Annotated in this window: 11 protein-coding genes; 2 read left to right on the forward strand and 9 right to left on the reverse strand. The window is 63.5% G+C overall.

Annotated features, from left to right (window positions below; translation table 11 throughout):
• Positions 1-114: 114 nt before the first annotated feature.
• Both ACGRVM_RS07385 and ACGRVM_RS07390 read right to left on the reverse strand, forming a co-directional pair.
• Positions 115-678 carry a hypothetical protein gene (locus tag ACGRVM_RS07385; RefSeq protein WP_377171317.1) on the reverse strand — a complete coding sequence of 188 codons (564 nt, stop codon included), beginning with the start codon at positions 676-678 and terminating at the stop codon, positions 115-117.
• Between the two features lie 80 nt (positions 679-758).
• Entirely contained in the window at positions 759-1,262 is a 504-nt protein-coding gene (locus ACGRVM_RS07390) for a hypothetical protein (RefSeq protein ID WP_377171315.1), read from the reverse strand.
• A 115-nt stretch (positions 1,263-1,377) separates the two neighbouring features.
• Here ACGRVM_RS07390 and ACGRVM_RS07395 point away from each other — a divergent pair, with 115 nt between their 5' ends.
• The gene (locus ACGRVM_RS07395; protein ID WP_377171313.1) at positions 1,378-1,551 is read left to right on the forward strand and encodes a ribbon-helix-helix protein, CopG family; all 174 of its coding nucleotides are present in this window, start codon (positions 1,378-1,380) and stop codon (positions 1,549-1,551) included.
• Positions 1,552-1,858: 307 nt separating this feature from the next.
• Here the strand turns inward: ACGRVM_RS07395 and ACGRVM_RS07400 are convergent, their stop codons facing one another.
• The 3 genes from ACGRVM_RS07400 to ACGRVM_RS07410 form a co-directional block, all read right to left on the reverse strand.
• Entirely contained in the window at positions 1,859-3,034 is a 1,176-nt protein-coding gene (locus tag ACGRVM_RS07400; protein ID WP_377171311.1) for a tyrosine-type recombinase/integrase, read from the reverse strand.
• A 169-nt stretch (positions 3,035-3,203) separates the two neighbouring features.
• Positions 3,204-3,866, reverse strand: coding sequence for an aminotransferase class IV family protein (locus ACGRVM_RS07405; protein WP_377171309.1), 663 nt, complete (start codon positions 3,864-3,866; stop codon positions 3,204-3,206).
• The gene (locus ACGRVM_RS07410; protein WP_377171307.1) at positions 3,839-4,948 is read right to left on the reverse strand and encodes an aminodeoxychorismate synthase component I; all 1,110 of its coding nucleotides are present in this window, start codon (positions 4,946-4,948) and stop codon (positions 3,839-3,841) included. The genes ACGRVM_RS07405 and ACGRVM_RS07410 overlap by 28 nt, the downstream gene beginning before the upstream one ends.
• A 222-nt stretch (positions 4,949-5,170) precedes the next feature.
• Here ACGRVM_RS07410 and carB point away from each other — a divergent pair, with 222 nt between their 5' ends.
• Entirely contained in the window at positions 5,171-8,473 is a 3,303-nt protein-coding gene (gene carB, locus ACGRVM_RS07415; RefSeq protein WP_377171402.1) for a carbamoyl-phosphate synthase large subunit, read from the forward strand.
• Positions 8,474-9,251: 778 nt separating this feature from the next.
• Here carB and ACGRVM_RS07420 read toward each other — a convergent pair.
• The 4 genes from ACGRVM_RS07420 to ACGRVM_RS07435 form a co-directional block, all read right to left on the reverse strand.
• Positions 9,252-10,949, reverse strand: coding sequence for an ABC transporter ATP-binding protein (locus tag ACGRVM_RS07420; RefSeq protein WP_377171305.1), 1,698 nt, complete (start codon positions 10,947-10,949; stop codon positions 9,252-9,254).
• A 6-nt stretch (positions 10,950-10,955) separates the two neighbouring features.
• The gene (locus ACGRVM_RS07425) at positions 10,956-12,056 is read right to left on the reverse strand and encodes an ABC transporter permease (RefSeq protein ID WP_377171303.1); all 1,101 of its coding nucleotides are present in this window, start codon (positions 12,054-12,056) and stop codon (positions 10,956-10,958) included.
• Between the two features lie 13 nt (positions 12,057-12,069).
• Positions 12,070-13,026 (reverse strand): ABC transporter permease, encoded by a 957-nt coding sequence (locus tag ACGRVM_RS07430; RefSeq protein ID WP_377171301.1) that lies wholly within the window; start codon positions 13,024-13,026, stop codon positions 12,070-12,072.
• Between the two features lie 177 nt (positions 13,027-13,203).
• Complete coding sequence (locus ACGRVM_RS07435; protein WP_377171299.1) at positions 13,204-14,814, reverse strand: ABC transporter substrate-binding protein; 1,611 nt, start codon at positions 14,812-14,814, stop codon at positions 13,204-13,206.
• Positions 14,815-14,899 lie beyond the last annotated feature (85 nt).

Below are 14,899 nucleotides of genomic sequence, written 5' to 3' on the forward strand. Positions count from 1 at the left end.
AGGTGTCTTTCAGGAATAGGGGGACGGCGGGTCCGGAAACCGGATCCGATGGGATTTCGATGGAAGGCAGGCGATACGGCACGACCCCGAGATACGAGGTGCCGGTCCATCTGGTCAGAAAGCTGGTGATCCCGGGCTAGGAGGCGCGGCCTCGGGCTCATCGGGCCCGATCAGCCCGATCTCTTCGAGCGCCCGCAAATAGCTTGCCCGTGGGCGCTCGCGGAGCGCCTGGATCTGATCCAGACTTATGCGATGCGACTCGCGTCTGTCGGCGGAGAAGAGAACCACATTCTCGGGCAAGGCGACGAGCGCGGCGATGTCATAGTCATTCGCGCCATACGAGCGGATGCCTTTTGGCGATCCGGCGTAGCCGCGCTTCATAGAGAATTTGTAGAACCCGTCGACGGCACGCGCCGAGGTCTTGACCTGGATCGTGACATGACGATCACCGCGCCTGACGAGCCGGTCGAAGGGTTCATCTTCGGGCGCGGCGAGAATGTGATCGCCATATCGAGTGAGTATACTATCAACGAGGTGCTCACCGGCGCGGCCGATGCGCTTGGCATGACGGCAGATCGTCGTGGCGGACACATCTGGATACGCTTCCAGAGCGTTAGAAAGGGCGGGTTCAGGGCGCGCAGGCGAAGAGAACCCCGGAAGTTCGGGTTGGAACGGCATGATTGCCTCCAAATAGAATGGATGATGACAGAGGATGACGGCGCGCGGCCGGGAACGATCCCGAACCGCGCGATTGGCCGCTACTTAGCTGCGACGGCCTGTGTCTCAGCCCGCGGATTCCGGCCCAAAACCGCGCGATCAAGCGTTTTAAAGCTCTTTCGCGCAATTTCAATCATCTCGATCGTGCGCTGTCCTGTTGGGGACTCTGCGCAGCATTGAATGATTGGAGAATAGTCGCGAACAAGCAGATTGTATGCCGGGCAATCTTCGGAATGCTCGAACGATGTCGAGAGAGCGATCAGCGATGCAATGTAATGAAGCTCAAGATCCTCTGGCCGCGCTGGCTTTTGTGCCAAGACTGTCCTGACAAAATTGTAGACAACGCGCCAATCAACGGCCGCGTCGTTCATCCGCTTCTTAAATGCAACACTGTGGATATCGGCCTCGAGCGAGTCGATTTCGGCCTCTACTGCGCTGCGAAGGGCGAGGAGAAGCGCGGAGAAGCTTTGTGAAACCGGGCTGTGAGTGAAGCCCTGCGGCTCTTCTTTAGACGAATTGGCTGTGATAGCGGTTTGGTAGGTCATGAATTGATCTCCTTACTAGATCGGTTTGTGATTCAGAGCCAAGGTTGGGTTGCCGCCCGACCTTGGCTCGTCTATATATTACGATATCTAAATATCACCGTCAAGGATAAATATCATGATATCGAAGAAAAATGCAGAAAAAACAGATACCCAAGCTGTTCTTGTGCGGATGTCGGTCGAGATGATCGAGAAAATCGATGCACTGCGGCGGACGGAGGACGATCTGCCTACAAGGCCAGAGATGATCCGGCGTCTTGTGGAGCAGCAAATGGGTCGGAAAGACGGCTGAAGCCCCTAAAACGGGGGGTGTGACCCGAAAGTGGGCGGTTTTCAGAAAAATGAACACCCAACCGGGTGGTTTTCTGAAAATCTTTGGAGTTTTCTCGGGGGACGGGCGATTTTCTGGAAAAATCTCTGGAAAGCTGATAAAAATCTGAAAATCGAGATCCGGCCAGAGACCGAGTTTCATTTTTTGGAAATCGTTGGCTAAGCCCCGACCAAAGCAGGCGTCACCGCCGAGAAACGCATGAGGGCTCTCCAATCAAGGAGAGCCCTTCCTGTGTAGGCCGCTTTGTAATCTTTTTGGTCAGTCCGTATCAGGCCGCCCTGGCGATATCGGTCTCGATCCCGGTAACAAAGGCTGACCACGCATCGGTCCAGCTGCGGCGCTTCTCCAAGAAATCAGTCCTCTTGTAGGCGCGTTCGACATCCGATCCTGTTTCATGCGCAAGCATCGCTTCCGCCACATCGTTTGGACAGTCGGTCTCCTCTGCGAGCCATGTCCGAAGCGAGGATCGAAATCCATGTGGCCGCGCCGAAAGACCACGGTCCACCATGAGCTTGCGCATCGACATCTTGTCGATACGGCCGCCCCGCGTGTTCGAGAACGCATGCGCTCCGCATTGATGCTTGCGCGCCAGATTTACCACAATTTTGGCCTCAGCCGAGAGGGGGACGGTGAACGTCTTCTTCTGGAATTTTCGTCCTTTCAGGTGCTCTGCGGGGATCACCCACTCGTCACCTTCGATTTGGTCAAAATCGAAATTGAGAACGGATCCGCTTCGAACGCCGGTCAAAATCAACAGGCGCAGCGCCAGCTCTGCCTGGCTCTCGCCGAGCGTGTCATAGAATGCTGGAACGTCGGACCACGGCATTGCTGCGATATGTCGGCAACTGACTTCGGCCCGACCAAGAAGCACTTTCGCGTTCTCAAGAGTTTGCAGCTTGACGTCTAAGCCGAGCGCAAGCGCATGAACGAAGACGGTCTTGAGACGCGACAGTGCTTTTCGCGCGGTTTCGTTTTTCGTATGCCAGAGCGGCGCAAGCGCGTCGCGGATGTCATGCTGATCAATTTGTTCGATCGGCATTTTGCCCAGCTTCGGAAGGACGTGCAGACGCAGCGGACCAACCCAGCGGCCGTCATCGCGCTTCAATGTCTTTTTATGCGACTCATAGGCGTCTTCCGCGACAGCTTCGAGCGTATCGCTGACACGTCGGATCTGCCCGAGCCGGATGCGCCTTTGCTTCATCGGATCGTTGCCTTCGCGCAGATCGCGGCGCGCTTCTTCTGCCGCGATCCGCGCATCACGAAGCGTGACCTCTTTGAGCGAGCCCAGACCCATCTCTTTGCGCCGGCTATACAGCGTATAGCGGAAGCTCCACTGGCCTCCACCGTCTTCGCGTTTCAGCAGCCAGAGGCCGCTGCCGTCACCATATTTCCCCGGCGGAAAGCTCTTCACTTCCAGAGCTTTGAGCTTGTTCGCAACCCGCATAATATCTACCCTTCTGTCAACACTCGGTCACAACACTTTCCGGCTCCAGCTGGAGCCATATGGGAAACGTAACGCATTGGGATTAAAGCAGGGTTTAAAGGCCGGAGCGTCCTGAGACCATCTGGTCGATTCCGCATGGCAATAGGATACCCCTCCGGCGGGGATATTTTCAGCAAGAAGAAACGAGCTCGGCGCGGATGAGACCGCGCAGCGCGTTGCCGACATAGAGGGCGCGGGCCGACGCCAGATCCTCGGGCGTGAGCCGCGCGGGGCGCGCGCGGCGCGCGGCGATCAGGACTTCGCGCCCGATACCCGGCAGGCAGCCGCAGGCGCGGGGCGGCGTGCGCAGGATCCCGTCACCGGGATCGGCGTAGACCGTGGTGATCGCCCCCTCGGCCAGGGCGCCGTCGCGATTGAGAAAGAGATATTCGTCGATGCCCTCGGGCAGGTCCGTGCGGGCCGCGTCGTAGAGCGCGCGGCGCGTCGTCTTGTGGGCGAGCCACGGATCGGCCGCGTCGAGCCGCTCGGGATGGATCGCGACGCGCCAGCGTGCCTCGGGGCCGAGCGGCAGGAAAGGGGCCGAGACGAGTTGCGCCTCTCCTTGGGCATTCACCGTCAGGCGCAGGCGCAGCGGGCCATCCCCCGCGATGCCGTCGAGCAGGGCCGCCGCGCCGCCGGGATCGATGCCGAAATGCCGAGCGGAGCGCGCGAGGCGCGCCATGTGGCGCGCGCGGTGCCGCACGCCGCCCTCGGGCGTCCAGAGCATCGTCTCGATCAGGGCGAAATCGGGCCCCGGAGGCGGCGTCAGATCCGGGCGAAGCGTGTCTTCCACAGCGCCTCCTCGTATTCGGCCTCGGCGGTGCTGTCATGCACGACCCCGCCGCCCACGTTGAGCGTGACCTCGCACGCCTCGACCATGAGCGTGCGGATCGCCACGTTGAATTCCGAGCGCCCGTCGGGCGCGGCCCAGCCGATCGTGCCGCAATAGATCTCGCGCGGGGCCTCCTCGAGATCGGCGAGGATCTGCATCGCGCGCAGCTTGGGCGCGCCGGTGATCGACCCGCAGGGAAAGAGCGCCGCGAAGATGTCGCCGAGCCCCGTGCCCTCGGCCATCTGCCCGGCGATGAGCGAGGTCATCTGGTGCACGGTGCTGTAACTCTCGACGGTGAAAAGCTCGGGCACGTGGACACTGCCGGGCGTGCAGATGCGGCTGATGTCATTGCGCAGAAGATCGACGATCATGAGGTTTTCCGCGCGGTTCTTGTCGTCCGCGGCAAGGAAGATGCGCCGGCGCGCATCCTCGGCCGCGTCCTCGCTGCGCGGCTGCGTGCCCTTCATCGGCCGCGTCTCGATCCGCCCGCCCGTATCGGTGCGGAAGAACAGCTCGGGAGAGCGCGAGAGGATCGCGGGGCCGTCCTGCTGAAGCACGAGCGCGCCGAAGCGCACCGGCTGGCGCGCCGCGAGCGCGGCATAGAGCGCCTCGGGCGTGCCCGTCATGCGCGCGGTGAGCGGAAAAGTGAGGTTCGCCTGATAGATGTCGCCCGCGCCGATGAACGCGTGCACGGTGCGGAACGCCTCGGCATAGCGCGCGCCGTCCCATGCGGGCACGAGATCCGTCAGGCCCGCCGCGCCGGAGACGAGGTCCGGGGCCTCCTCGGGCGCGTCATAGACGCCCATGTGCAGGAGCGGCAGGCGCCGCCGCGCGGGCATGAGCGGGGCGAGCCGCGGCTCGAGCGCGTGGCCGAGCTCGTAGCTTGCATATCCGGCGAGCCACGCGCCCTCGGCGCGCGCGGCATCGAGCGCCGCCAGCGCCTGGGGCACCTCACCCGGCGCGCGCGCCTCGATGATGCGGCGGGGCGCCGCGAAACGCGCGGCGCCGTCCCCATGCGGCCCCTGATCGAAACGAATCTCCACCGGCCCCTCCCGCTGAAACTGCCTGCCGCGCTACCTAGAGCGAGCGCCGGGCGAAAAACAGGGAAAATCGGGCGAGGCCGCACGGCGCGGGCGCCCTATCCCCTTGCGCCGGGGCGCACCATGGATATAACCGCCAACAATTTGCGCGCCCGCCGCTCGCGCCGTTTCCACTCGATGCGCCCGGCGGGCCTGCGCGCCCATAGCTGCCATACGGGGACCGCCATGCCGAAGCGCGACGATATCAAATCCATCATGATCATCGGGGCGGGCCCCATCATCATCGGGCAGGCCTGCGAGTTCGACTATTCGGGCGCCCAGGCGTGCAAGGCGCTGCGCGAGGAAGGCTACCGCGTCATCCTCGTCAACTCGAACCCCGCGACGATCATGACCGATCCGGGCCTCGCCGATGCCACCTATATCGAGCCGATCACCCCCGAGGTCGTCGCCCGGATCATCGAGAAGGAGCGCCCCGACGCGCTCCTGCCGACGATGGGGGGGCAGACCGGGCTGAACACCGCGCTGGCGGTGGCGGATATGGGCGTGCTCGAGAAATTCGGGGTCGAGCTGATCGGCGCCAACCGCGCCGCGATCGAGATGGCGGAGGACCGCAAGCTCTTTCGCGAGGCGATGGACCGGCTGGGGATCGAGAACCCCAAGGCGACCATCGCCAATTCCATGAAGGAATGCATGGACGCCATCGACTATGTCGGCCTGCCGGCGATCATCCGCCCCGCCTTCACACTCGGCGGCACCGGCGGCGGCGTCGCCTATAACCGCGACGATTACGAGCATTACTGCAAGACGGGCCTCGATGCCTCGCCCGTCGGCCAGATCCTGATCGACGAGAGCCTCTTGGGCTGGAAGGAATTCGAGATGGAGGTCGTGCGCGACCGCGCCGACAACGCCATCATCGTCTGCGCCATCGAGAACGTGGACCCGATGGGCGTGCATACCGGGGATTCCATCACCGTCGCCCCTGCCCTGACACTGACGGACAAGGAATATCAGGTGATGCGCAATCACAGCATCGCCGTGCTGCGCGAGATCGGCGTCGAGACGGGTGGATCGAACGTGCAATGGGCGATCAACCCTGTCGATGGGCGCATGGTCGTGATCGAGATGAACCCGCGCGTCAGCCGCTCCTCGGCGCTGGCCTCCAAAGCGACGGGCTTTCCCATCGCCAAGATCGCGGCGAAACTGGCCGTGGGCTATACGCTCGACGAGCTCGACAACGACATCACGCAGGTCACCCCCGCCAGCTTCGAGCCGACCATCGACTATGTCGTGACCAAGATCCCGCGCTTCGCCTTCGAGAAATTCGCGGGCAGCGAGCCGCATCTGACCACGGCGATGAAATCCGTGGGAGAGGCGATGGCCATCGGGCGCACGATCCACGAGTCCATGCAAAAGGCGTTGGCCTCGATGGAGACCGGCCTTTCCGGCTTCGACGAGATCGAGATCGAGGGCGCGCCCGATCCGGCCGCGATCACCCGCGCGCTCGCCAAGCAGACGCCGGACCGCATCCGCGTGATCGCGCAGGCGATGCGTCACGGGCTGGGCGACGACGACATCCACGCCGTCACCATGTACGATCCGTGGTTCCTCGCCCGCATCCGCGAGATCGTCGAGGCCGAGAACGAGGTCCGCGCGAGCGGCCTGCCGACGACCGAGGCGGGTCTGCGCCATCTCAAGATGATGGGCTTCACCGACGCGCGCCTCGCGATGCTGACCGGCAAGACCGAAGAGGACGTGCGGGCCGCGCGCCGCGCCGCGGGCGTCATCGCGGTCTTCAAGCGGATCGACACTTGCGCCGCCGAATTCGAGGCGCAGACGCCCTACATGTATTCAACCTACGAGGCGCCCATGATGGGCGAGGTCGAGTGCGAGGCCCGGCCCACGGAGGCGAAGAAGGTCGTCATCCTCGGCGGCGGACCCAACCGGATCGGCCAGGGGATCGAGTTCGATTACTGCTGCTGCCATGCCTGCTACGCGCTGAGCGATGCGGGCTACGAGACGATCATGATCAACTGCAACCCCGAGACGGTGAGCACCGATTACGACACGTCCGACCGCCTCTATTTCGAGCCGCTGACCTTCGAGCACGTGATGGAGATCCTGCGGGTCGAGCAGCAGAACGGCACGCTGCATGGCGTGATCGTGCAGTTCGGCGGGCAGACACCGCTCAAGCTTGCCAATGCGCTCGAAGCCGAAGGCATCCCGATCCTCGGCACCTCGCCCGACGCGATCGACCTCGCGGAGGATCGCGAGCGGTTCCAGGACCTCGTGAACCGTCTGGACCTCAAGCAGCCCAAGAACGGCATCGCCTCGACGGATGCGCAGGCCTTCGCCATCGCGGACAGTATCGGCTTTCCGCTCGTCATCCGCCCCTCCTACGTGCTCGGCGGGCGCGCGATGGAGATCGTGCGCGATATGGATCACCTCAAGCGCTACATCAACGAGGCGGTGGTCGTGTCGGGCAAGTCGCCCGTCCTTCTGGACAGCTACCTTTCGGGCGCGATCGAATGCGATGTCGATGCGCTCTGCGACGGCGAGAACGTCCATGTCGCGGGCATCATGCAGCATATCGAGGAAGCGGGCGTGCATTCGGGCGACTCGGCCTGTTCGATCCCGCCCTACACGCTGGGCAAGGACACCATCGCCGAGATCGAGCGCCAGACCGTCGCGCTCGCCCGCGCGCTCAAGGTCGTGGGCCTCATGAACGTGCAGTTCGCGGTCAAGGACGGCGAGATCTACCTGATCGAGGTGAACCCGCGCGCGAGCCGCACCGTGCCCTTCGTCGCCAAGGCGACCGATTCCGCCATCGCCTCCATCGCCGCGCGCCTCATGGCGGGCGAGACGCTCGATGCCTTCCCGCATCGCGGCCCCTACCCCGCCGACGCCACGCCCGGCAGTTTGCCGATGGCCGACCAGATGACGCTGGCCGATTACGCGATGCCCTGGTTCTCGGTGAAGGAGGCGGTCATGCCCTTCGCGCGCTTCCCCGGCGTCGATACGATCCTTGGGCCGGAAATGCGCTCGACCGGCGAGGTCATGGGCTGGGACGTCAGCTTCGCACGGGCCTTCCTCAAGGCACAGATGGGCGCGGGCGTGATCCTTCCGACCGAGGGGCAGGCCTTCTTCTCGGTCAAGGAGGCCGACAAGACCGCGCAGATCACCGAGGCCGCGCGCCTGATGATCGGCATGGGCTTCTCCATCGTCGCCACGCGCGGCACCGCGGCCTTCCTCAAGAGCGAAGGCATCGACTGCACCGTGGTGAACAAGGTCTACGAGGGGCGCCCCAACATCGTCGACATGCTCAAAAACGGCGAGATTGCCGTGGTCATGAACACGACCGAAGGCGCGCTCTCGGTCGAGGACAGCCGCGAGATCCGCTCGGTCGCGCTCTACGACAAGATCCCGTATTTCACGACCGCAGCGGCGACGCTCGCCGCCGCTCAGGCGATGCATGCGCGCGCGGAGGGCGACCTCAAGGTCATGCCGCTTCAGGGCCCGCAAGCGGCCTGAGCGGCGCGCTCAGACCGCTTTATGATATTCCTCGGCGCGGCAACCGCCGCGCCGGGCGCGCCCCCCTGTGACAAATTGGCAGGCGACGCGGGGCGCAACATAATTACCCTCGCAAACCCCAACTCAATTCCACGCTTTTCCTTTGTATTTCAGCGTGTTGAGAAACCACCCAAGACCCATGCATTTTCGGTCTGGCTGCCATGCGCGGGGCGCATGTAATTTTCTTCTTTTGACCATTGCAATGTCGCAAAAAATGGGTAGATGCGGGTCAGGGCAAGACGAAAGAGCCCTTGGACGTTAACGCAGATCAAAGGAGGCACCCATGACTCGGGATCAACTGAACCGCGAACTTCGCATGCATAGTGCCACCTGGCCTGCTGTGCTCGTCGTCTATGGCCTTATCGTCGGGACGATGGTCCTGTCCGCGATGTCGATCACCTGACATCGGGCCACGGCCTGCCGGACCCGGCGGGCCTTTTCGGAAAGTTTCAGCAGATGCAGCGGCGGATGGGCCATCCCATGCGCCAATTTTCAATGCCGGCCGGGAAACGGAGCCTCCCGGTGCGCGACAGAAGCGATCAATGCCATGACCAGAGACCAACTCAACCGCGAACTCCGCGCGCATAGCGCGACCTTTCCCGCCGTGCTCATCGTCTATGCGGTGATCGTGGGCACGATGATCCTGACCGGGATGGCGATGGTCTGAACCGATCGCCTTCGGGCCTTCATGAGACGCGGCGGATGGTCCCCCATCCGCCGCTTTTTCTTTGTCCGCCGGTCAGACCTTGGTGGCGGCGACCTTCTTGTCGTCCGGATCGATCTTGTCCGAAGCCGCCTCGCCGATATTCTCGAGGCCGCGCTCTTCGAGGAGGGTCGTGAGCCACTCGGGGTCCATTTCCGGCACGGAGCTGAGCAGAAGGTCCGTGTAGGGATGGTGGGGCGGCGTGAACATCTCGTCCTTCGGCCCCTGCTCCACCACCTGCCCGTTCTGCATCACCACCACCTCATCGGCGATCGAGCGGACGGTCGCGAGGTCATGGGTGATGAACATGTAGGCTAGGTTCAACTCGTCCTGAAGCCGGTCGAGAAGCCGCAGGATGCCTTCGGCCACAAGCTGGTCGAGCGCGGAGGTCACCTCGTCGCAGACGATGAAGCTCGGCTCGGCGGCGAGCGCGCGGGCGATGCCGATCCGCTGCTTCTGCCCACCCGACAGCTCGGGCGGATAGCGGTTGTAGTATTGCGACGGCTCGAGCTCGATCAGGTCCAAAAGCTCGTCCACGCGGTTCTTGAGCGCGGCGCCCGAAAGGCCCGAATAGAACTTGGCGGGCCGCCCGATGATCTCGCTGATCCGGACCTTGGGGTTCAGCGCGGTGTCGGCCATCTGATAGATCATCTGGCACTGGCGCAGCTGTTCCTTGTTGCGGTCCTTGTAGCTCGCCGGGAAAGGATCGCCCTTGAAGAGCACCTCGCCCTTCTGCGGTGGCAAAAGCCCCGTGATGACGCGCGCGGTCGTCGATTTGCCCGACCCGGACTCGCCCACCACGGCGACGGTCATACCCTCGTAGATGTCGAAGCTGACATCGTCGAGGATCTTCGGCCCCGACGCATAGGCCGCATCCACGTTCTTCACCTGGATCAGAGGCTCGCGCCCCTGGCGGCTCCGCTGCGGGCTCTCAAAGCTGCGCACGGCCCAGAGGGACTTGGTGTAGTCTTCCTTGGGGCTGTCGAGCATCTGCTTGGTCGGCGCCTCCTCGACCTCCTCGCCCTTCAGCAGAACCTTGATCGTGTCGGCCATCTGGGCGACCACGGCGAGGTCATGCGTGATGTAGAGCGCGGCGGTGTTGAACTCGTCCACGATGTCGCGGATGGCCGCCAGAACCTCTATCTGCGTCGTCACGTCGAGCGCGGTCGTCGGCTCGTCGAAGATGATGAGATCGGGCCGGCAGGACATGGCCATGGCCGTCATCGCGCGCTGAAGCTGGCCGCCCGAGACCTGGTGCGGATAGCGAAAGCCGATCTCGTCGGGATTGGGCAGGCGCAGCTTGTTGTAGAGCTCTATCGCGTCCTCCTGCGCCTCCATCCGCTTCTTGAGGCGGTAATGGAGCGGCGCCTCGGTGTGCTGGTCGATGATCTTGTGCGCCGGGTTGAAGGAGGCCGCGGCCGATTGCGCGACATAGGCGATGCGCGCGCCGCGCAGGCCGCGACGCTCGCTCTCGGTGGCGGTGGTCAGCTCCATCCCGTCGAACTCGATGGAGCTGTCCTGTGTGATGCGCGTGCCGTCCCGGGCATAGCCCATCGCGGCGGCGCCGATGGTGGACTTGCCCGCGCCCGACTCGCCGATGAGGCCCATGACCTCGCCGCGATGGAGCGTAAGGTCCACGCCCTTGATGATGGGCACCCATGTCTCGTCCGTATAGCCCTCGATCTTGAGGTTTCGGATCTTGAGCAGGACGTCTTTTTTCTTCGGGTTTTCCATGATCGATTACTCCTTCAGTCCCGAGGACCGGTGCAGCATCCAGTCCACCACGAAGTTGACGCCGACAGTCAGCAGCGCGATCGCGGCGGCGGGGATGAGCGGTGTGATTTCTCCGAACGAGATCAGCGTCGCGTTCTCGCGCACCATCGAGCCCCAGTCCGCCGTCGGCGGCTGGATGCCGAGGCCGAGGAACGACAGGCCCGCGACCAGAAGGAACACGAAGCAGAACTCGAGGCCGAATTCGGCGATCAGAGGCGCGGTCGAGTTGGGCAGGATCTCGCGGCGGATGAGATAGAACATCCCCTCGCCGCGCAGCTTGGCCGCCTCGATATAGTCCATCACAACCACGTTCCCGGCGACCGCCCGCGTGAGGCGGAAGACGCGCGGGGCGTAGATGATGGCGACGGCCACGATGATGACCGGCATGGACGGGCCGAAGATCGACAGCATCAGCAGCGCGAAGATGAGCGACGGGATCGACATGATGACATCGGCCACGCGGCCCATGAAGTTGTCGAACCAGCCGCCCTTGGTGGCCGCCAGAAGCCCCGCGAGCGCGCCCATGAAGAAGGCCGCCAGCGTCGCCGTCAGCGCGAGGCCGACCGAGTTGCGCGTGCCGTAAATCAGGCGGCTGAACATGTCGCGGCCGAGCTGGTCGGCGCCGAGGAGCATGTTCTCGTCCGCCGGCGCGAAGGCCGACGCGATCACCTCGGCCTCGCCATGCGGCGCGATCCAGGGCGCGAAGATGCCCGCGATCACGTAGACGAAGATCACGAACATGCCGAAGGCCGCGGTGAGCGGCGCGGTGCGCAACTCCTTGGCCATCTCGCGGCTCACGATCAGGATCAGGAACTCGCGGAACGCGTAGGAGATCATGGCCGCCATGGCGATGATGAAAGCCGTGACCGCGATCGCCGAAAGCGCGCTGGCCCCGCCGACGATGCCGACGATGATCGACACCAGCGTCAGCGAGAAGACCAGAAGGAAGGCCGAGCGCTGGTTGTAGTAGGCGAAGGCACAGGACGCGACCAGAAGCAGCGCGTAATAGACCACCGCGAACATGCTCGGCGACATGCCGAAATAGAGGAGTGTTGTGATATCTTCCATTGCTTTCTCTCCCTTACTTCGGATGCCGCAGGCGCGGGTTCGTCAGGATTGCGCCCACATCTGCCGCAAGGTTCAGCAGGATGAAGGTTGCCGCGAAGATCAGGCAGCAGGCCTGAACCACGGGGAAGTCACGCTTGGAGACCGCGTCGACCAGCGCCTGACCGATGCCGGGATAGACGAAGACCACCTCGACCAGCACGACGCCGGTGATGAGATAGGCAAGGTTCAGCGCAACGACGTTGATGATCGGCGCCCAGGCGTTGGGCAGCGCGTGCTTGACGATCACCTTCCAGGGCGGCGTGCCTTTCAGCTTGGCCATCTCGATATAGGGCGAGGCCAGCAGGTTGATGATCGCGGCGCGGGTCATGCGCATCATGTGCGCCGTGACCACGAGAACCAGCGTCAGCGCCGGAAGGAAGGTGCGTTGCAGCAGATCGCCGAAGCTCATTCCGTCGCTCAGGCTCGCGATGGCGGGGAACATGCCCCACTTGACCGAGAAATAGAGGATGAGAATGTAGCCGAGAAAGAATTCCGGGCTCGAGATCGAGGTGAGCGTCAGCACGTTGGCCACACGGTCGAAGATCGAGTTGCGCAGAAGCGCGACGATCACGCCGAGGATGATGGCGAAGGGCACGGCGATGACCGCGGCATAGGTCGCGAGGAAGAGCGTGTTGCGGAAGCGCTCTCCGATGACGCTCATCACGGTTTCCTGCGTGACGATGGAGCGACCGAAATCGAGGAAGACCGCGCCTTTCAGCCAGTCGAAATACCGCACCAGCGCCGGATCGTTCAGACCCATCTGCTCGCGCAGGTTCCTGACGTTCTCCTCGGTCGCGCCCTGCCCCAGAACGGCCTCGGCGATGTCGCCGGGCAGCAGTTCGACCATGAAGAAGATGATGATCGAGATGACGAAAAGTATGAGCAGCCCCAGACCGAGCCGTTTCGCAACGAGCCCAAGAATGTCTCCCATGTGTCCCTCCTGCGGTTTTTTACGTGTTGGCGCCGCCGGGCGGCGCAGTCGGTGTGAGCGGTATCATGACAAGCGCGTTCTGCATCGGCGGGTTCCCGCCGGAGACGCACGAGCGGCGAATAGCGCCCGAAATTCGTGAACGCGGCCCGGCTCGAAAGCCGGGCCGTGCAAATCGTGTCAGTCCTTGAACCACCAGCGGCTGGCGGCGCGGTAGCCGTCCATATGCCAGCTCGGGGCGTATTCGCCCGTGGTGCCCACATTACTGCGGATGCCGTAGACGAAGTTGGGGAAGAACGGGATGATCGTGCCGCCGTCGTCCTTGGCGAGGATCGCCATCTCGCGATACATCTCGGCGCGCAGCTCGTCGTTCAGCTCGGCCTTTGCCTGGAGCAGAAGCTCGTTGAAGCGCTCGTTCTGCCAGCGCGACTCGTTCCACGCCGCATCGTCCTTGTAGGCCAGCGAATACATGACGTCCGGCGTGGGGCGTGCGCCCCAGACGACCATGCACCACGGCTTCTTGAGCCACACGTCGGAATAATAGCCATCGCTCGGCTCGCGCTGGACCTTGATGTCGACGCCCGCGGCCTTGGCCTGCTCGGAATAGAGGATGGCGAGATCGACCGCGCCCGCCGTGATCGAATCCGCGACGCTGAAGCTGACCGACAGATCCTCCATGCCCGCCTTTTTCAGGAGCGACTTGGCCTGATCGGGGTCATAGGGCGTCTGCTCGATGCCTTCGGGGTAGTAGGGCATCGCGGGCGAGTGGTGGAAGTCGTTGCCAACCGTCGCCGCGCCGAAGGCGATCTTCTCGACCAGCTCGTCGCGGTTCATCGACAGTTTCAGCGCCTTGCGCACATCGACATTGTCGAAGGGCGCGGTGTCGCAGAACATCGGCATCGTGATCGCCTGCGCGGAGGGCAGGTTGATGACCGTCACATCGGGCGAGCGCTCGAGCAGGCCCATCGTCTTGTTCTCGAGAAGGCTGGTCGCGTCGGCGTCCCCGGTCACGAGCGCGGTCTGGCGCGCGTTGGGATCGTTGATGAAGGTCACCTCGATCGCATCGAAATAGGCGCCCTCGCCATGCCAGTCCTCGAAGCGCGTCAGCGAGGCGTTCACGCCCGGCTCCCAGCTGTTGAGAACATAGGGGCCGCAGCCGTCGCCCGACTGCCAGTTGGCCGTGCCGTCATCGTTGCGGGGCAGAATGACGAGGTGGTAGTCGGTCATGAGCCAGGGCAGATCGGCGTTGCCGGCGTTCAGCTTGAAGACGACCGTTCCTTCGTCCTCGGCCACGATCTCCGTGACCGAGCCCAGCAGCGACTTCGCCGCCGATGTCGACTCCTCGCCGCGGTGAAAATTCATCGACGCGACGACATCTTCCGCCGTCACCTTGCCGCCCGAGTGGAACTTGGCATTGGGGTTGAGCTTGAACGTCCATTCCGAGGCGTCGGGCGTCGCCGACCATTCGGTCGCGACATCCGCGCCGAGCGTGCCGTCGGTGTTGATCTGGGTGAGGAAGGCGCGGAACGTGTGGGCCAGCAGGATCTCGGCGTTGGATTCGTAGATGCCCGGATCATGCGTGTCGCCCGAGTTGCCGTCATGCTGCGCGATGCGGAAGGTGCCGCCGCGCTTGGGTTGGGCATGGGCCTTGGTGGTCCAAAGGCCCGTCGCGGCGCTTGCCGTGACACCGGCCGCCATCGAGTAATGCATGAAGGACCGCCGCGAGATGCGACCCTCACGGGCAGCGTCGGCGAGACGGTCCAGCATCTGCTGGTTCACTGAATTCTTCATAACTTCTCCCTGATATATTTTGTTTTTTATCGTTTGGCCGGCCTTGTGTCCGACATCCTGGCAGTGTGGTCTCATCCCCTCCGGC

It is taken from the genome of Roseovarius aquimarinus (assembly GCF_043661195.1).
GTDB lineage: Bacteria > Pseudomonadota > Alphaproteobacteria > Rhodobacterales > Rhodobacteraceae > Roseovarius > Roseovarius aquimarinus.